At 65.4% G+C, this 16,732-nt stretch carries 14 protein-coding genes and 1 other RNA gene; 11 read left to right on the top strand and 4 right to left on the bottom strand.

Annotated elements, in window-relative coordinates; translation table 11 throughout:
- Window positions 1–147 precede the first annotated feature (147 nt).
- Together G3446_RS08870 and ptsP are read left to right on the top strand one after the other, a co-directional pair.
- Window positions 148–687 carry an RNA pyrophosphohydrolase gene (locus tag G3446_RS08870; RefSeq protein WP_164452472.1) on the top strand — a complete coding sequence of 180 codons (540 nt, stop codon included), beginning with the start codon at window positions 148–150 and terminating at the stop codon, window positions 685–687.
- A gap of 351 nt (window positions 688–1,038) precedes the next feature.
- Window positions 1,039–3,300: a phosphoenolpyruvate--protein phosphotransferase gene (gene ptsP, locus G3446_RS08865; RefSeq protein ID WP_164452493.1), complete on the top strand. Its 2,262-nt coding sequence runs from the start codon at window positions 1,039–1,041 to the stop codon at window positions 3,298–3,300.
- Window positions 3,301–3,311: 11 nt separating this feature from the next.
- Here the strand turns inward: ptsP and G3446_RS08860 are convergent, their stop codons facing one another.
- The 4 genes from G3446_RS08860 to G3446_RS08845 all read right to left on the bottom strand — a co-directional run bounded on the left by G3446_RS08860 (window position 3,312) and on the right by G3446_RS08845 (window position 7,596).
- Window positions 3,312–4,754, bottom strand: coding sequence for an FAD-binding oxidoreductase (locus tag G3446_RS08860; RefSeq protein ID WP_164452471.1), 1,443 nt, complete (start codon window positions 4,752–4,754; stop codon window positions 3,312–3,314).
- Complete coding sequence (locus G3446_RS08855) at window positions 4,696–5,277, bottom strand: BON domain-containing protein (RefSeq protein ID WP_245232388.1); 582 nt, start codon at window positions 5,275–5,277, stop codon at window positions 4,696–4,698. The genes G3446_RS08860 and G3446_RS08855 overlap by 59 nt, the downstream gene beginning before the upstream one ends.
- 67 nt (window positions 5,278–5,344) lie before the next feature.
- Window positions 5,345–5,710 carry a YraN family protein gene (locus tag G3446_RS08850; protein ID WP_164452469.1) on the bottom strand — a complete coding sequence of 122 codons (366 nt, stop codon included), beginning with the start codon at window positions 5,708–5,710 and terminating at the stop codon, window positions 5,345–5,347.
- 38 nt (window positions 5,711–5,748) lie between these two features.
- Window positions 5,749–7,596, bottom strand: coding sequence for a penicillin-binding protein activator (locus G3446_RS08845; protein WP_164452468.1), 1,848 nt, complete (start codon window positions 7,594–7,596; stop codon window positions 5,749–5,751).
- A gap of 38 nt (window positions 7,597–7,634) precedes the next feature.
- Between G3446_RS08845 and rsmI the strand changes: the two genes are divergently transcribed.
- From rsmI to mraY, 9 genes are all read left to right on the top strand, one after another.
- Window positions 7,635–8,507: a 16S rRNA (cytidine(1402)-2'-O)-methyltransferase gene (gene rsmI / locus G3446_RS08840; protein ID WP_164452467.1), complete on the top strand. Its 873-nt coding sequence runs from the start codon at window positions 7,635–7,637 to the stop codon at window positions 8,505–8,507.
- Between the two features lie 41 nt (window positions 8,508–8,548).
- An RNA gene (rnpB, locus tag G3446_RS08835) (RNase P RNA component class A) lies at window positions 8,549–8,918 on the top strand.
- A 303-nt stretch (window positions 8,919–9,221) separates the two neighbouring features.
- On the top strand, window positions 9,222–9,677 hold the full coding sequence (mraZ, locus tag G3446_RS08830) for a division/cell wall cluster transcriptional repressor MraZ (RefSeq protein ID WP_164452466.1): 456 nt from the start codon (window positions 9,222–9,224) through the stop codon (window positions 9,675–9,677).
- 140 nt (window positions 9,678–9,817) lie between these two features.
- Window positions 9,818–10,741 (top strand): 16S rRNA (cytosine(1402)-N(4))-methyltransferase RsmH, encoded by a 924-nt coding sequence (rsmH, locus tag G3446_RS08825; RefSeq protein ID WP_164452465.1) that lies wholly within the window; start codon window positions 9,818–9,820, stop codon window positions 10,739–10,741.
- Window positions 10,738–11,028, top strand: coding sequence for a cell division protein FtsL (ftsL, locus tag G3446_RS08820; protein WP_164452464.1), 291 nt, complete (start codon window positions 10,738–10,740; stop codon window positions 11,026–11,028). Before rsmH ends, ftsL begins: the two co-directional genes overlap by 4 nt.
- Window positions 11,015–12,778: a peptidoglycan D,D-transpeptidase FtsI family protein gene (locus G3446_RS08815; protein WP_164452463.1), complete on the top strand. Its 1,764-nt coding sequence runs from the start codon at window positions 11,015–11,017 to the stop codon at window positions 12,776–12,778. The genes ftsL and G3446_RS08815 overlap by 14 nt, the downstream gene beginning before the upstream one ends.
- On the top strand, window positions 12,775–14,292 hold the full coding sequence (locus G3446_RS08810) for a Mur ligase family protein (RefSeq protein WP_342450074.1): 1,518 nt from the start codon (window positions 12,775–12,777) through the stop codon (window positions 14,290–14,292). Before G3446_RS08815 ends, G3446_RS08810 begins: the two co-directional genes overlap by 4 nt.
- Window positions 14,292–15,650 carry a UDP-N-acetylmuramoyl-tripeptide--D-alanyl-D-alanine ligase gene (locus G3446_RS08805; RefSeq protein ID WP_164452462.1) on the top strand — a complete coding sequence of 453 codons (1,359 nt, stop codon included), beginning with the start codon at window positions 14,292–14,294 and terminating at the stop codon, window positions 15,648–15,650. The genes G3446_RS08810 and G3446_RS08805 overlap by 1 nt, the downstream gene beginning before the upstream one ends.
- Window positions 15,650–16,732 carry a phospho-N-acetylmuramoyl-pentapeptide-transferase gene (gene mraY, locus G3446_RS08800; protein ID WP_164452461.1) on the top strand — a complete coding sequence of 361 codons (1,083 nt, stop codon included), beginning with the start codon at window positions 15,650–15,652 and terminating at the stop codon, window positions 16,730–16,732. Before G3446_RS08805 ends, mraY begins: the two co-directional genes overlap by 1 nt.

Below are 16,732 nucleotides of genomic sequence, written 5' to 3'. Positions count from 1 at the left end.
CGCGCGGGTGCTCGGCTCGGGCCGTCGTGGCCACCAATCTCCATGACCAAGCTGTTGATTGGAAATCCCTTATGCTCTTAGGCTGGCTTGCCGCGATCGCATCGACTATGGAAAAATGCCAGAAACACGCCAACGGGATGAGCATCCTTGATCGACCGCGACGGTTTTAGGCCCAATGTCGGCATCATCCTGAGCAATCGAGACCGCCGCCTATTCTGGGGACGCCGCGTTGGTCAAAACGCATGGCAGTTTCCACAGGGCGGCATCAATCCCAGCGAGACGCCGGAAGAGGCGATGTACCGGGAGCTCGAGGAGGAGGTTGGTCTTCGCGAAGAGCAGGTCACTATTCTGGGCTCGACGCGTGGCTGGCTGCGCTATCACCTCCCCAAGCGCTATATTCGGCGGCATTGCGGCCCGACATGCATCGGCCAGAAGCAGATCTGGTTCATGCTTCGCGTCGATTGTGGCGAGGACGCCTTTTGTCTCGATCATACGGACAAGCCGGAGTTCGATGCCTGGCGCTGGGTGAGGTATTGGCAGCCACTGTACGAGGTGGTGTATTTCAAGCGGCACGTCTACCAGCAGGCCTTGGAAGAGCTGGCGCCGACACTCTACCCTGAAGGCGTTCCGGAGCGGGCCAGCCCTTACCGTGATTCCTCCCGGATGATGCGCCAGCGCTGCCCATGATGGACGTCCGGGGGGCTTGTGCCTATTGCGCTTCACTCGAGCAGGCGGGCGTGCCGGTCTGCGCGCGTTTGGGGGTCGGGCTGCCGTGCCCTCAGGGAGCATCGCCTGCAAAGGTCGAGGACTTGGCTGATGGCTGGCTGGAAAGTGGCTGTGCGGGCCGCGGCAGTCTGACCCGCTTCCGGGAGGCTTTCGGGCGCGGCCGCTGGCCGAGAGTGCCGCTTCTCATTGACAGGATGACGATGCCGTCCCGAGCAGGGGGCCCAGATCAAAGATCCAGAGCTCGAAAGACAAGCGTTAGGCGTGGGCGTTTCGGACTTTCAATCTAGCCGCGTGGAGCAGCCCTCGATGGGGATGCTCGATTCGCTGCGGCGCATCGTCCACGAAGTCAACAATGCCCCCGATCTGGAGCAGGCGCTCACCATTATCGTGCGGCGCGTCAAGCAAGCGGTTGGCGCCGACGTCTGCTCGGTCTATCTCAACGATTTCGAGAATCGTCGACACGTCCTGCACGCGACCGAAGGGCTACGTAAAGACGCCGTCGGTCGGGTCCGCTTAGAGCTCGGTCGCGGCTTGATCGGGCTGGTGAGCGAGCGGGCCGAGCCTATCAATCTCGACAACGCCTCTGCCCATCCGCGCTACGAGTGCATCATCGATACCGGCGAGGAGCTCTACCACGGCTTTCTCGGCGCCCCCATCATCCAGAATCGCACGGTGCTGGGCGTCTTGGTGCTGAGGCAGCACAGGCGTCGTCACTTCGCGGAAGACGAAGTGACCTTCGTCATGACACTGGCCTCGCAGCTGGCGGGCGCGATCACCTTCGCGCGCACCAGCGGCGAGCTGGCGCGCCTTCAGCACGACGGCATCCCGCAGCGCTTCTTGCCCGGCTTGGCCGCATCGCCCGGGATCGGCATCGGGACGGCGGTCGTCGTCTATCCGCCAGCGGATCTGGATGCGGTGCCGGACCGCAAGCCCGAGGGCCTCGACTCAGAGGTTGCGGACTTCAAGCGTGCCGTCAAGAACGTCGCCAACGACCTCGATCGCTTCGCCGCGCGCACTCAGGCGCACTTGAGTGCCGAGGACATGGCGCTCTTCGACGCCTGGCGGCTGATGCTCGAAAGCGACACCCTGATCGACGGGACCTTGTCGCGGATCCGCGCCGGGAACTGGTCTCAGGGGGCCTTGCGCGACACCATTGCCGAGCACGCCAAGGTCTTCGACACGATGGACGACGCCTATCTGCGCGAGCGTGCCTCGGACGTGCGCGATCTGGGGCGCTGCATCCTCATGCATTTGCAGAATCAGTCCGCCGCGCCCATCCAGTATCCGCCCAACACCATCCTGGTCGGTGACGAGATCAGCGCGATGCAGATCGCGGACGTGCCGCGCGAGTGCCTGGCGGGTCTGGTTTCCACGACGGGCTCAGGATCCTCGCACGTGGGCATCCTGGCGCGCGGTATGGGGCTCCCCGCCGCCATGGGCGTTTCCGATCTGCCGGTCAGTCGCGTCGAGGGGCGCGAGATCGTCGTCGACGGCTACCGGGGACGCGTCTATGTCTCGCCGGGGCCGGCGGTGCGCTTGGAGTATCAGCGCCTGGCCGCGGACGATGCGGCGCTGACCAGCGAGCTCCAAGCCCTGCGGCATCTGCCCGCAGAGACCACGGACGGCTATCTGATCCCGCTCTATCTCAACACGGGATTGGTCTCAGAGACCCGGCCACTGGGTATCGAGGAGTCGGCCGGCGTGGGACTCTATCGCACCGAGCTGCCCTTTATCGTGCGTGACAGCTTCCCGGGCGAGGGCGCGCAAATGGCGAACTATCGCCGGGTGCTCGAGCTCTTTGCGCCGCGTCCGGTGACCATCCGCACGCTGGACATCGGCGGCGACAAGCCGCTGCCGTATTTTCCGATGCACGAGGCCAACCCCTTTCTCGGCTGGCGTGGCATTCGGATCACCCTGGATCACCCGGAGATCTTCCTCACTCAGGTGCGTGCCATCTTGCGGGCTGCGATCGGGCTCGACAATCTGCAGTTGCTGCTGCCCATGATCAGCACCGTCAGCGAAGTGGATGAGGCCATGCAGCTGATCCGGCGCGCCCATGACGAGCTACTGGAAGAAGGCTATCAGGTGCGCATGCCGTCCATTGGCGTCATGATCGAGGTCCCGGCCGCCGTCTATCAGGCCGAGGCGCTGGCGCGACGCGTCGATTTCCTTTCCGTCGGGACCAATGACCTCACCCAGTACCTGCTCGCCGTCGATCGCAACAATCCTCACGTCGCCAAGCTCTACAACGAGTATCACCCGGCTGTGCTGCGCGCCTTGCTGCAGATTCTGACCGGCGCGAGACTGCACGGAAAGGAGGTCAGTGTCTGCGGCGAGATGGCGGGCGACCCCCTGGCGACCTTCTTGCTGCTCGGCATGGGTGTGCACAGTCTGAGCATGGGGGCCGGCAGTCTGCTCCGCGTCAAGAAAGTCATCCGCAGTATCAGCAAGGCCCGGGCGCGTGAGGTGCTCAGGGCCGCGCTGCAGTGCGAGGATGCCGCCGCGGTTCGCCGCTTGCTGCTGGACGCGCTGGAGGCGATCGGGCTCGGGGCCTTGGTGCGCCCCGGGCGCTAGAGAGCCCTGTCTCAGTCGGGCGCTGGCAGGGACTTGCCCGGGCTCAGGATGCCCTTGGGATCGAAGCGGCTCCGAATCTCGTGCATCAGCCTCAGTGCGACAGGGTCCAGCTCGCGATGCACGAAGTCGCGTTTCTCGAGGCCGACGCCATGCTCGCCCGACAGGCTTCCATCCAGTCGCAAGACCAGTGAAAAGACCGCGTCCAGGCACTCGGCTGCCCGTGCGACTTCTTCCGCGTCGTCTGGGTTAATGAGCAGATTGACGTGGATGTTGCCGTTGCCCGCGTGGCCGAAGTTGACGATGCGGATCCCTGTCTCGCGCGAGAGGCGCTCGAGGGCGTCGATGAACTCCCCCATCCGCGAGACTGGCACCACGACGTCCTCATTGATCTTCTTGGGCGCGATATGACGCAGCGCGGGCGAGAGTGCCTTGCGGGTCTTCCAGAGGGCCGCGACTTCCTGGGCGCTCTGGGCGAGTCTGAGCTCGAGCAAGCCTGGACCGCGCGCCGCTTCGCCCACGGCGGCCTGGGCCTCGTCGATACAGGCCGCCGGACCGTCGACCTCGATCATCAGCAGCGCGCCGGCGCCCTCGGGAAGGTCGAGTCCAGCATAGCTGCTCACCATGTCGATCGCCGAGCTGTCCATGAACTCCAAGGCGCAGGGTGTGACCGGCTGCGCCATGATCGCGGAGACGGCCTGCGCGGCGGCATGGATATCCGCGTAGGTCGCGCGAAGCGTGCGCTTGGCCTCGGGGAGCGGCGTGAGCTTGAGGGTGGCCTCGGTGATGAGTGCTAGGGTGCCTTCGGAGCCGATGATCAGCCGCGTTAGGTCGTAGCCGACGACGCCCTTCGTGGTCTGCACGCCCGTCTTGAGGATGTCTCCAGCGCCGCTGACGGCCCGCAGGCCGAGCGTATTGTCGCGCGGCGTGCCGTATTTTACCGCGCGCGGTCCCGCCGAGTTGTAGGCGAGATTGCCGCCGATGGTGCAGGTCGCGGCGCTGGTCGGGTCGGGTGGCCAGAAAAAGCCGACGCTCTCGGCGGCCCTTTGCAGGGATGCGTTGATGACGCCGGGCTGCACCACAGCGAGACGATCTTCCGGCGCGATACGTAGGATGCGATCCATGCGCTCGAAGGAGAGCACGATGCCGCCACGGTCCGGGACGGTGGCTCCGGTAGTGCCCGTGCCCAGGCCGCGTGCGGTGAGCGGAACCCCGGCGTCGGTACAGAGTCGCACCAGGCCGCCGACCTGCTCCTCGCGCGATGCGAAGACGACGGCCTGGGGCAGTGCCTGGCGTCTCGAGTTGTCGTAGCCGTAGGGCCAGCAGTCGCCGGGGTCGGTCAAGAGGCCGCCCTTGCCTGCGACCTTCTTGAGGCTGCTCAAGAAGCCCTTGCTGAGCTTAGGGAGTTGTCGGGTCGTATTCAAAGAGCTTGACCACTTGCTGGACGCCCGGGACATAGCTGATCTGCGCGGCGGCGTCGTCGGCCTCTTCAGGCGTGACCAGCCCCAGCAGATAGACGGTGGCGTCTTCCGTGACCACCTTGACCCGGGTCGGGTTGAAGTCTGGCAGCTTGACCTTGGTCAGGGCGAGCTTGGCGCGTGAGGTGATCAGCGCATCCTCGGATTCCTGGGCGAGGGAGATGGGCGGGCCGACGCGGATCTCATCGATGACGCGCTCCACCTTGGGGAGGCGGCTGACCAGATCCGCCGCGCGTGCCCTGACCGCTTCGGAGTCGGCTTGGCCCGTCAACAAGACGCTGCGGTTGTAGCTGGTTGCGGAGATTCGCGAGCTGGGCTCGACCATGGCGTCTTGTGCCAAGGCATGCATGGCGGCGAGCTCGATCTGCTGATCGTCGATGACGATCTCATAGTGGCGTCGGTCGTAGAGCGCCGAGGCGCCGGCAATGGTGCCGCCGACCAGCACGGGGGCGCAGCCCGCGAGTCCTGTGATGCCGGCGATCGCAAGCGTGAGCAACGTCATCCGGCGCATGCGCTTGGCGCTTGCGGGGCGTCGCGAGGCGTCATGGCTGGCGCTGGAGTCAGGCTGATCAGAAGGTGTCGAGAGCGAAGGCATGACGAATCCAATTGATGTGATCTGGTCCATCGATGGCGATCACGTCGAATCGGCAGGGTAGCATGGTGGGATTGCGCTGCAGATAGTGGCGAGCGGTCTTGACCAGTCGTTGCCGTTTTCGTGCGTCGACCGTCTCCGCCGCGCTGCCGAATCTCGCGGATCGGCGGTAGCGGACCTCGACGAAGACGAGGGTGTCCCCGTCCGCCATCACGAGATCGATCTCCCCGAACCGACAGCGGTGGTTCCTGGTGCGGAGCTCGAGTCCGTGCTCCCTCAGGAAGCGCTCGGCGAGGCGCTCCTTATCCTGGCCGATGGCGCCTGCGAAAGCCTGGTGTCTCAAGGCGGCCCTCAGTCATCCATGGGTGAGCCGACGGGGTCTCAACGGGGCTGCCCGGAGAGACTTTGTGGATCGACCAAGCGGATGCCGCCTGCAGTGAATTGTCCCAGCTTGAGCTGGCGTGTGACGTGACCGAGCGAATCGATCGCAAGTCCACCTGTCTGGCCTGGGTAGTAAGCGCCTGGATTGCTGGCCAGCGCGGTCAATCTGGGTGCCACGCGGTAGGCGTCGATCCCCATGGCATAGAGCCGCGCCAATGGGCTGGAAGTGGCTGCGCCCTTGGCTGCGCGCCGCGACAGCGGGCCGGTGCTACCCGTATCCAGTATCCAGGGAATGTCGACGAAATAGAGCCCTTCGAGGACCTTGTCCCCTGGTTTGACCGTGCCTGTATAGACGTGCGAGGTCGAGATGACTGGCGCTGGATGCGGGGCGGATTTGGAGACCTGGGGATAGATCTTCCGCGCCATCGCATTTGTCGCCACGAAGAACGTCAGGTCGTAGTCAGTGCCGCTGAAGAGCTTGTCGAGGGTCTTGTCGTAGGTCGACCAGGCCGGGTTGTAGGTGGCCTGTCCGGCGATGGTGCCGCCGAGATTTCGCCATTGCTGACGAAAGGCGTTGGCGAGCCGGTCACCCCAAGCGCCGCTTGGGTAGAGGATGAGCGCCCGCTTTGCGCCCATCGCAGCGCCCTTGCTCGCCGCCTGCGCGGCCTCGTTCTCGGGCGAGAGCGAGAATTGATAGAGGTTGGAGGCGCGACGATCGCGCGTCGCCTGGTTCAAGGCCAGCGTCGGAATCGGCAGGCTTCCCGTCGCGAGCAGCTTGTCGACCGCGGGCTTCTCCAGGGGGCCGATCGCATAGCTCGCGCCCTTCTCCGCCGCGCTCGCGTGCAGGCCGCGCATCCGTCCCGCATTGGTGCTGTCCACGAAGCTCAGCGTCGGGCGATTGCCGCCTGAGTCCAAGCGGCTGGCCGCCTCGATGCCGTCTCGAACGACTTTCGCGGCCGCCGCGAAGCGCCCGCTGCGCGGCAGCATGATGGTCACCCTGTCGCCCGCCGCGTATCCGCCGGAAAGGGTCTCGGCGTAGGCGCGGCCGAGATCGGCGAGTGCGGGGTGTCCGCTATGGCTTCGTTTCCATTGACGGTAGCGGCTGTCGAGCTGTCCGGGATCGGCGCCTGAGCCCTGGGTCAGCAGCGCTACCTCGGCCCAGCCTTTCATGGCGCCTCGGCCTTGGCGGGCAAGCGTCTGCAGCTGGGATTGGCTGAGCAGGCCGAGGGTGGAGACGAGCGAGACCTGGTTGTCAAGGCGCGCCTTGCGATCGTCCTGCAGTCCGTCGAGCGCGTTGAGCGTCTCCGCGGCGGCGATCGCGTCGTTGTCGAGGCGCTGGGCCGAGGCCAGCATGCCGAGACGCTTGGCCTTCAGATCCTGAGGTAGACTTGTCGCGCGCATACGCTCGAGAGACTTGATCGCGTCTTTCGGCCGGTCGGCCGTCAGGGCAAGCTCCGCCTGCGTCAGTAGGAGCAGCTGTTGTTGGCCCGGAGTCAGGCTCTGCCGCGAGATGGCGCTGATGGTGCGCTCGGCCTCTGCCGATCGGCCTGACGCCGAGTAAGCTTGAGCCGCTTTGATTTGCAGCTGGGCCTTCGCCGGCGGCTGCGCTTGGCTGGCGAGCGACAAATAGAGCTTTGCGGCGTCGCCCGATTTGCCCTGGCTCTCCAGACTCCTGGCGCGTGAGAGCTCGGCGCTCGAGACCGGCGCGAGAATGACGGACTCGTCTTGGATCGGCGCGACCGCGCAGCCGGAGACGCCGATGGCGATCAAGAGTGGAGCTGTGATCAGGCGTGAGGCCGTGATCGAGCGCTTGGCCGGATGACGAGTCTGGCGGTGAGGCGTGAACATATTTCCGTTCCCTAGCTGAGGACCGACCGGGGGAGAAGATGCCGCAAGAAGCCGGGGTACTATACGTGGTCGCTACGCCGATCGGCAATCTGGGCGACATCACTGACCGCGCGCGTAAGCTCTTGAGCGAGGTCGATTTGATCGCCGCCGAAGACACGCGCGAGACGCTCAAGCTGCTCAGGCATCTGGGCATTGCGGCCAAGCTCGTCGCCTACCACGAGCATAACGAGGAGACGATGTCCGCCCGACTGGCTAGCGACCTGGAAGGCGGGGCCAAGATCGCCTTGGTGTCGGATGCTGGGACTCCCCTGATCAGCGATCCGGGCTACCGCTTGGTCTCGGCGGCGCGCGCGCGCGGTCTGACCGTGGTGCCCGTGCCTGGCGTCTCGGCACTCACCTGTGCGCTTTCGGCATCGGGCCTGCCGAGCGATCGCTTCCTCTTTCTCGGTTTTCCCCCGCGGGGCGCAAGTCAGCGCCGCGCCTTGCTGGAGTCGGTTGCCGACGAGCCAGGGACGCTGGTCTTCTACGAGAGCGGCAAGCGGGTCATGGCGACCCTCGCCGATGTTCGCGACACCCTCGGCGCCGATCGGCGCTCTGTCATCGCCCGCGAGCTGACGAAGCGTTTCGAGATCTTCCTGACCGGGCATCCTGGCGAGCTCATCGCTCAGCTGGAGGCGGACGCCGCTCAGCGCCTGGGCGAGCTGGTGCTGCTGGTAGAGGGTCGTCAAGCATGCTCGGGCTCCGAAGATCGTGTCGAGCTGGAGCGCGTACTGCGTGTCCTGTGCGACGCGCTGCCCTTGAGTCAGGCGGCGGTCGTCGCGGCGCGGCTGTCGGGTGCCAAGAAGAATCGCCTCTATCGGCTGGGGCTCGAGCTCGGGCTCGACGCGGCTGGCGGCGATGCTGGTGACTGAGGCGAGACAGCCCAAGTGCTTCTTTAGTATCATCCCACGCAGGAGTCAGCCAGGCAGTCGCTCCTTCCCATCCGGGGAGGGGAGGAAAGTCCGGGCTCCATAGGGCAGGGTGCCAGGTAACGCCTGGGGGATGCGAATCCACGGAAAGTGCCACAGAAAATATACCGCCAACCCCGTTTCCGGACGGGCGGTAAGGGTGAAATGGTGCGGTAAGAGCGCACCGCGCTGGTGGCAACATCAGTGGCAGGGTAAACCCCACCCGGAGCAAGACCAAATAGGGGGACTTGCGGCCTTGGCCGCGGCGCGCGGCCCGCGCGTGTCCCCGGGTAGGTCGCTTGAGTCGCGCGGTGACGTGCGATCTAGACGAATGACTGTCCTCGACAGAACCCGGCTTATCGGCTGACTCCCACCTCCCTCCGCCTCCCTTTCTTGCGGCCATTTCTCTGGTCCGCAATCACTACTCGATTTCTTCGCTCGTTGCGTCGCTTTCCTCAAGCGCTTTGTGAGCTTTTGCCTTGATGCTCCTGATCATGAAGGCCTTTTCTTTTGTTGTGCGCTTGAGGTAGGTTTGGTCTGTAAGTTGCTGACTATCAAGAATAAAGCGCGAGGATTCCTTGACGTTGAGGCAAGCCCTCTCTAACATGAAACCGAAGTGGGAGAGAGTGGGGAATCGGGGGGCTTTTTGCCTAAGGCGGATCGCTGAGAGGTGCGCCGGTGTTTCGGGGGGTTTCCATTGTCAATCTGGATGCAAAAGGGCGGCTCGCGATTCCATCCAAGCATCGCGATCCCTTGCAGGAGATGTGCGATTCCCATTTGGTCGTGACCGTCGACCGGGATCGCTGTCTGCTGCTGTATCCGGAGCCGGAATGGGAAGTCATTGAGCGCAAGTTCTCCGCGCTCCCCGCTCTCGATCCCACTGCGCGCTCTCTGCAGCGTCTCTACGTCGGAAACGCACAAGAAGTGGACGTGGACGCCCAGGGGCGCATCCTCCTCCCCCAGTACCTACGTGAGTTCGCCTCACTGGAAAAACGTGTCGCCTTCGTCGGTCAAGGCATCAAGTTCGAGCTCTGGGACGAGCAGGCGTGGCACGCGCGAAACGAGGCGGCCCTGAACGATGCGGCCATTGGTGATTTGGCCCTGGAGGCAGGGCTTGGCTCCCTGACTCTTTAATGGTCAAAGTCGGGGCAGACGACGGGTTTTCTGGCCTGCCTGCCAGGTGATGGCGCGCATGGCTGGGATGCGACAAGGCCTTCCGGCGGCCCCCTTGGCTGCGGTTTGCCACAGCTGATCGAACGAGAGAGAGCACTCGCTTGCAGCATAGGTCGGTACTTCTGGAGGAAAGCGTGTCTGCACTGGTGGTCCGCCCGGATGGGGTCTATGTCGACGGCACCTTTGGCCGCGGTGGTCACAGCCGCGCGATTCTGCAGCGCTTGGGCGCCGAGGGCCGCGTGATCGCCATGGATCGCGACCCGGAGGCGGTTGCCGTGGGGCAAGCGCTCGCGCGAGAGGATGGACGCTTCTGCATGGTGCACGGCTCTTTCGAGGCGATTCATGATCTGCTGCGGGAGGCCGGTGTCTTTGATCGCGTCGACGGGATCCTGCTGGATCTGGGGGTGTCGTCGCCTCAGTTGGACCAGCCGGAGCGGGGATTCAGCTTCAGTGCCGATGGGCCTTTGGACATGCGCATGAACCCGCAGACCGGTCTCTCCGCCGCTGCTTGGCTCGCCTCGGCGGGTCAGGGCGAGATCGAGGCCATGCTGCGCGATCTCGGCGAGGAGCGGTTCGCCAGGCGTATCGCTCGAGCGATCGTGCAGGCGCGGGCCGAGCAGTCGATCGAGACGACGTCCCAGCTCGCGGAGCTGGTCGCGCGCGCCGTCCCCACCCGAGAGCCCGGCAAGCACCCGGCCACGCGGACATTCCAGGCCCTGCGCATCCGGGTCAACGACGAGCTCGGCGCCTTGACCCGCTGCCTCGATCAGGTATGCGATTTGCTTGATCCCGCAGGTCGCTTGGTGGTGATCAGCTTCCATTCGTTAGAGGATCGCATCGTCAAGCGCTTCATCCGCGACGAGGCGCGTGGTCCGCGCCTGCCGAAGGGGCTTCCTGTCCAAGCGGCGCAGGCGCGGGGGCGTTTGCGGGCATTGGGCAAGGTCGGGCGCCCCTCTGCCGAGGAGGTGTCCGGCAATCCGAGGGCGCGGAGCGCCGTGATGCGGGTGGCGGAGAGATTGTCATGACGCGCAGCAATCTCGTGACGCTAGCGGGACTCGCCGTCGCCGTTTTGTTTGCGGCGATCGGCGTGGTGCACACCAAATACCTGACGAGAATCCATTTCGCACAACTGCAGGACCTGAGGGGTCAGCGCGACGCCATTGATGTCGAATGGAACCGCCTGCGCCTGGAAGAGGCTGCGCTTTCAACTCATGCGCGCGTCGAGCGCAAGGCAAGGCGCGAGCTCGGTATGTTCGCTCCCAGAGTCGGTGACGTACTGCTGATCGAGGATACTGGTCATGGCCACCCATAGCCGCCGCGGAAGACGGGTTGCGAGTCGGAGGTCCAAGCCGAACCTGGTGCTGAGGCGCAAGGTGCTGACCGCCGCCCTGTCGGTGGCGCTCGTCACCTTGTCCACTGGGGTCTTTTATCGCCAGGTCATCGAGACGGACTTCCTGCAAGAGCAGGGCGCGCTGCGGCACCTGCGGGCGGCGGAGATCGCGGCCCGGCGCGGCATGATCACCGATCGCAACGGCGAGCCGCTCGCGGTGAGCACGCCGGTCGAGACCGTGTCGGCGGATCCGAGCAGGCTGAGCGCACATCTGGACGCGCTACCTGCCTTGGCGTCTGCCTTGGACATGGATGCCGCCAAGCTTCGCGAGAAGGTGCTCGCCAACTGGGAGCGTCGCTTCATCTATCTCAAACGTCGCGTCAGCTTCAGCGAGGCGGATGCCGCTAAGGCCGTCGTCGCCGAGCGGAAGCTGCAGGGCATTGGCTTCGAGAAGGAATACCGTCGCTATTACCCAGGCGCCGAGTTCTTCGCCCACGTCATCGGCTTCACCAACATCGAGGATCGCGGTCAGGAAGGCATCGAGCTGGCGTACGACGAGGTGCTGAAGGCCGAGCCCGGCCTGCATCGCGTGATTCGAGATGGCCGCGGTCGCATCGTCCAAGAAGTGGAGCAGATTCGTCCGCCGCGCTCCGGCACGGATTTGACCTTGAGCCTTGATCGGCGCCTTCAGTTCCTCGCCTATCGAGAGCTCGAGGCGGCGGTGAAGGAGCACCGCGCCAAGGCGGGTACCGCCGTCGTGCTGGATGTCGCCACCGGCGAGGTGCTCGCCATGGTCAATCAGCCGGGCTTCAACCCCAACATGGATCGCACTGGCGGCATCGAGCGCCGGAGGAACCGCGCGCTCACCGACGTCATGGAGCCTGGCTCGACCATGAAGCCCTTGGTCGTGGCCGCCGCGCTGCAAAAGCGTCTGATCTCGCCGCGCACCCCGGTCGCGACTGGTCCGGGCTTCTATAAGGTCGGCCGCAATGTGGTGCGCGACGTCCACAACTACGGGACGCTCGATGTCACGGGCGTGATCACCAAATCCAGCAATGTCGGCGCGGTCAAGATCGCCCAGCGCATGGCTTACGCCGACCTCTGGGATATCTACGACGGGGTGGGGTTCGGCCGTCCAACCGGCGTTGGCTTTCCCGGCGAAAGCAGCGGCTTGCTGCGCCATTACAGCAGCTGGCGGCCGTTCGAGCATGCCACCATGGCGTTCGGCTATGGCCTCTCGGTGACGGCGCTGCAGCTGGCGCAAGCCTACAGCGTCCTCGCAGCCGACGGTGTCAAACGGCCGGTCTCGCTCTTCAAGCGCGACCCGGAGTCGCTGGCTTCGCTGGCGGGCACCTCGGTGCTGAGCCCGGCGACCGCGCGTAAGGTGCGCGCGATGATGGAGACCGTGGTGTCCGACGAGGGCACGGCCGTCAAGGCCAAGATTGCGGGGTATCGCGTTGGCGGGAAGACGGGGACGGCCAAGAAAGCGGGTAAATCCGGATATCGTGGTCGTCGCTACCAGTCCGTCTTTGCCGGTTTTGCCCCAGCCGGACAGCCCCGCCTGGTGATGGTGGTGATGATCGATGAGCCGGGCGGCAAGTCCTATTACGGCGGCACCGTGGCCGCTCCGGTCTTCCAGAAGGTCATGCAAGGGGCGCTGCGACTCTTCAACGTTCCGCCGGATGACCCGACGCCTTCCATGCTGCTGGCGCACAGGGAGCCCGCGCAGTGACGGCGGTGGCGCCGCTCGGTCACGCTTGGAAGCTCGGTGATCTGCTCGCCGGGCTCGTCGCGTCTCGCGCGGTCGAGGGCCGTCTCGCCGAGTGTCAGGTTTCCGGTCTTGCGCTCGACGGCTGTGCGGTCTCGCCCGGCGACCTCCTCGTCGATTTGGAGGGCCGGGTCGCGCCAAACGCGGTCAAGGCTGCCGAGGCCCAGCGCCTTGGTGCCGTCGCTGTGCTCGCGGATCCCGCGCAAGCATGGTCCCTGGGTGATCTCGCAGGGCCTCGCGAGCGGATTGGGCTGCCGGTGATCCAGGTGCCCGGTCTGAGCCACCACCTCGCCACGCTTGCGGATCGCTTTTTCGGCTGGCCCAGTCGCCAGCTCGAAGTCTTCGGGATCAGCGGGAGCCTTGGCAAGACGACGCTTTCCCATCTCGTCTCGCGAGCGCTCGAATCGGAGCTGACCTGCGGCGTCATCGACGGTGCCGACGGCCTCGACGTCTTGGCTGTGCGTCAGCGTCTCAATGCACTGCATGCGCGAGGGGCACGTGCCGTCGCCATGGCGCTCTCGCCAGGGCGCCTCGCGCGCTCGGACGCTGCCTCCCTGCGGTTGAGCCACCTAATGCTCACGCATCTCGATGCGGATGCTTCACCTGCTGCGGCCGCCCAAGGGATCGCGTGCCGCCTCGCGACTTCGCCCTCGCCCGATTGGGTCGTCGTCAACCTCGACGACCCTGCGCAGCGCGACCTTCTCGAGGCGCTCCCGGCGGCGATCTGCGTCGCCGGCTACACGCTCCTCTCAGGGGCCAGCCGGCCAGCGCGCTGCGACCTCTGGCTCGCGGCAGAGCACGTCGATGCGACACCTCGGGGACTGCGGGTCCGAGTCAGGTCTCTGGGCGAGGCGACGGCTCAAGCGGCGGAGCTGGAAGTCGCCTTGATCGGCGAATTCAATGTGGCCAACATGCTCGCCCTGCTGGCGCTCAAGTGCTCTCGGGGGCTGCCGCTCGAGCGCGCCGCTCGGGAGCTTGCGCTGGTGCGCGGCGTTCCGGGGCGCATGGAGTGCTTCGGCGGCGAGGGCGCACCCATGATCGTGGTCGATTCCGCTAGCACTCCGATGGAGCTGGAGCGTGCGCTGTCGAGTCTGAGGCGTCACGGCTTCCGTCGGCTCATGACCGTCTTCGGCTGCGACGGCAGGATGCCGGTCGCCGAGCGTCCCGTGGCGGGCCGTGTCGTCGAGCGTCTCAGCGACCAGGTCATTCTCACCGATGACAATCCGCGCGATGCCGGAGGCGAGCGCATCGTCGCCGATATCCTGTCTGGCCTGACTTGGCCGGACAAGGCCATCGTCGAGCGTCAACGCGGACTCGCCATCCGTATCGCCGTTGCGCGAGCCGGTGTCGGCGATGCCATTCTGGTCGCCGGAAAGGGGGGCGAAAAAGTTCAGGATATGGGCGAGCTCAAGGTCCATTTCAGCGACCGGGCCCAAGTGGTCGAGGCGCTTCGTGAATGGCGGGAGGGTCACCACTGATGTGGTCGTTGGCGCAGGCGATCGATGCCGTGGGCGGGGTGATGCAGGGGCGAGACGCCCCTTTCACGTCCGTGGGCACGGATTCCCGCGCCGATTGTAGCGGTCAGTTGTTCGTCGCGCTGCGGGGCGAGCGTTTCGATGGTCATGACTATGTCGCCGCGGCTCGGGCGGCTGGCGCAGCTGCCGCCATGGTGGATCACCCGTTGCCCTTGGAGATTCCCCAGTGGGTCGTCGAGGATACGCGACTGGCGCTCGGGCGCCTGGCGGCGGCCTGGCGCGACCGCTTTGCCGGCAGGATCGTGGCGATTACGGGCAGCAACGGCAAGACCACGGCAAAGGAGATGGTGGCGTCCGTGCTCGCGCGCAGCGGCCGGGTGCGCGCGACCAAGGGTAATCTCAACAACGACATCGGGATGCCGCTGACCTTGCTGAGCGCGCGCGACGAGGATTACCTGGTGCTCGAGATGGGCGCGAATCATCCGGGCGAGATCGGCTACATGACGGCGATCGCCCGCCCGGACGTGGCCCTGATCACCAATGCCGGACGCGCCCATTTGGAAGGTTTCGGCAGCGTCGAGGGCGTGGCGCGGGCGAAGGGCGAGATCGCAGAGGGACTCGGCCAGGAAGGCGTCTTCGTGGTCGATGGCGATTCGCGCTTCTTGCCGCTTTGGCGTGAGCTTGCGGCTGGGCGGCGCCTGGTCACCTTCGGTTTCGGCCCCGCGAGCGATGTGAGCGCGGATCCTGAGCAAGTGCGCATCGATTGGGGCGCCGAGGGCTTTCGGGCCGCTTTCGAGGTGTGTCGCCAAGGGGCGGGCTTGCCAGTTTCGCTCCGGCTCGCGGGGCGGCACAACGTCCGTAACGCGCTCGCCGCGGTGGCGGTCGCCTCCTCCCTGGGTATCCAGGACGCGGCTATCCAAGAGGGACTCGCCGCGCTCACCCCGGTGAAGGGTCGCCTCTGTCCGCGTGCCTGTGCCGGACGGGCGATGATCGACGATAGCTACAACGCCAATCCCGACTCCATTGCGGCGGCCATCGAGGTGCTGGCTGGGCTTGAGGGGCGCCGCTGGCTGGTCATCGGAGATCTCGGCGAGCTGGGCGTCGATGCCCCTAGGCTGCATGCGGAGATCGGCGAGCGGGCGCGTGACGCCGGTGTCGATCGGCTCGCGGCGGTCGGGGCGCTGAGCGAGGCGGCGGCCCTGGCCTTCGGCGAGGGGGCTGTACATTTTTCCGATCAGGCCGAATTGGTCGCGCATTTGCGCGCCGAGCTTGGACCTGAGGATCCGGTACTGGTCAAGGGCTCGCGCTTGGCGCGGATGGAACAGGTTGTCGAGGCGCTCTGCGCCGGGGTAGAAATTTAATGCTGCTGTATTTGACCGAGTGGCTGGCCGAGGTCCATAGCGGATTCGACGTCTTCCGCTATCTGACCTTGCGCGCCATCTTGGGTGTGCTCACCGCACTGCTGATCGCCTTACTGGTCGGGCGCCCCATGATTCGCCGGCTGCGCTCCTATAAGATCGGCCAGACCGTGCGTGACGACGGTCCGCAGAGCCACCTGTCGAAGTCCGGCACGCCGACCATGGGCGGTGCCCTGATCCTGGTCGCCGTGGGCATCGCCACCCTGCTTTGGGCGGACTTGACCAATCACTATGTCTGGATCGTCCTGCTGACGACCCTGGGCTTCGGTGTCATCGGCCTGGTCGACGACTACAAGAAGCTGGTCCTGCGCGACCCGCGGGGCCTTATCGCGCGCTGGAAATATTTCTGGCAAACCCTTGTCGGCTTCGCGGCGGCCATCGCCTTCTATGCTGCCGCGAGCTCGCCCGCAGAGACGGCGCTCCTCATCCCCTATACGAAGAACCTCGCCATTCAGCTTGGCCCCTGGTTCATCCTGCTGACCTATTTCGTGATCGTCGGTGCCAGCAACGCGGTAAATCTGACTGATGGCCTCGACGGGCTCGCCATCATGCCAACGGTCTTGGTTGCCGGGGCCCTGGCCATCTTCATCTACGCGGCCGGTCACGCGCAGATCGCGAATTATCTCCTGATTCCGCACATCCCCGAGGTCGGCGAGCTGGTCATCTTCTGCGGTGCCCTCGTGGGCGCTGGGCTTGGCTTTCTCTGGTTCAATGCCTACCCGGCGCAGGTCTTCATGGGAGACGTGGGCGCGCTGGCCCTCGGCGCGGCACTCGGCGCCGTTGCGGTGGCGGCACGTCAGGAGCTGGTGCTCTTCATCATGGGCGGCGTCTTCGTCATGGAGACCGTCTCGGTCATGCTGCAGGTGCTGTCCTTCAAGCTCACCGGCAAGCGCATCTTCCGCATGGCGCCCTTGCATCATCATTTCGAGCTCAAGGGCTGGCCCGAGCCCCGCGTGATCGTGCGTTTTTGGATCGTGACCGTGATCCTCGTTCTCATTGGCCTTGCGAGTCTGAAGATCAGGTAG

Origin of the sequence: Thiorhodococcus minor (assembly GCF_010820565.1) — a bacterium.
Lineage (GTDB): Bacteria > Pseudomonadota > Gammaproteobacteria > Chromatiales > Chromatiaceae > Thiorhodococcus > Thiorhodococcus minor.
Note: the sequence above shows the minus strand (reverse complement) of the source record. Positions and strands in the feature narration are given on the sequence as shown.

Excerpts from the sequence above, each read along its gene's own strand:
- rsmI (WP_164452467.1), top strand. The coding sequence starts at position 7,635 with ATGCCGCAAGAAGCCGGGGTACTATACGTGGTCGCTACGCCGATCGGC.
- G3446_RS08860 (WP_164452471.1), bottom strand. The coding sequence starts at position 4,754 with ATGTCCCGGGCGTCCAGCAAGTGGTCAAGCTCTTTGAATACGACCCGA.
- G3446_RS08845 (WP_164452468.1), bottom strand. The coding sequence starts at position 7,596 with ATGTTCACGCCTCACCGCCAGACTCGTCATCCGGCCAAGCGCTCGATC.
- G3446_RS08855 (WP_245232388.1), bottom strand. The coding sequence starts at position 5,277 with ATGACGTTGCTCACGCTTGCGATCGCCGGCATCACAGGACTCGCGGGC.
- ptsP (WP_164452493.1), top strand. The coding sequence starts at position 1,039 with ATGCTCGATTCGCTGCGGCGCATCGTCCACGAAGTCAACAATGCCCCC.
- G3446_RS08815 (WP_164452463.1), top strand. The coding sequence starts at position 11,015 with ATGGCCACCCATAGCCGCCGCGGAAGACGGGTTGCGAGTCGGAGGTCC.
- G3446_RS08805 (WP_164452462.1), top strand. The coding sequence starts at position 14,292 with ATGTGGTCGTTGGCGCAGGCGATCGATGCCGTGGGCGGGGTGATGCAG.
- ftsL (WP_164452464.1), top strand. The coding sequence starts at position 10,738 with ATGACGCGCAGCAATCTCGTGACGCTAGCGGGACTCGCCGTCGCCGTT.
- mraY (WP_164452461.1), top strand. The coding sequence starts at position 15,650 with ATGCTGCTGTATTTGACCGAGTGGCTGGCCGAGGTCCATAGCGGATTC.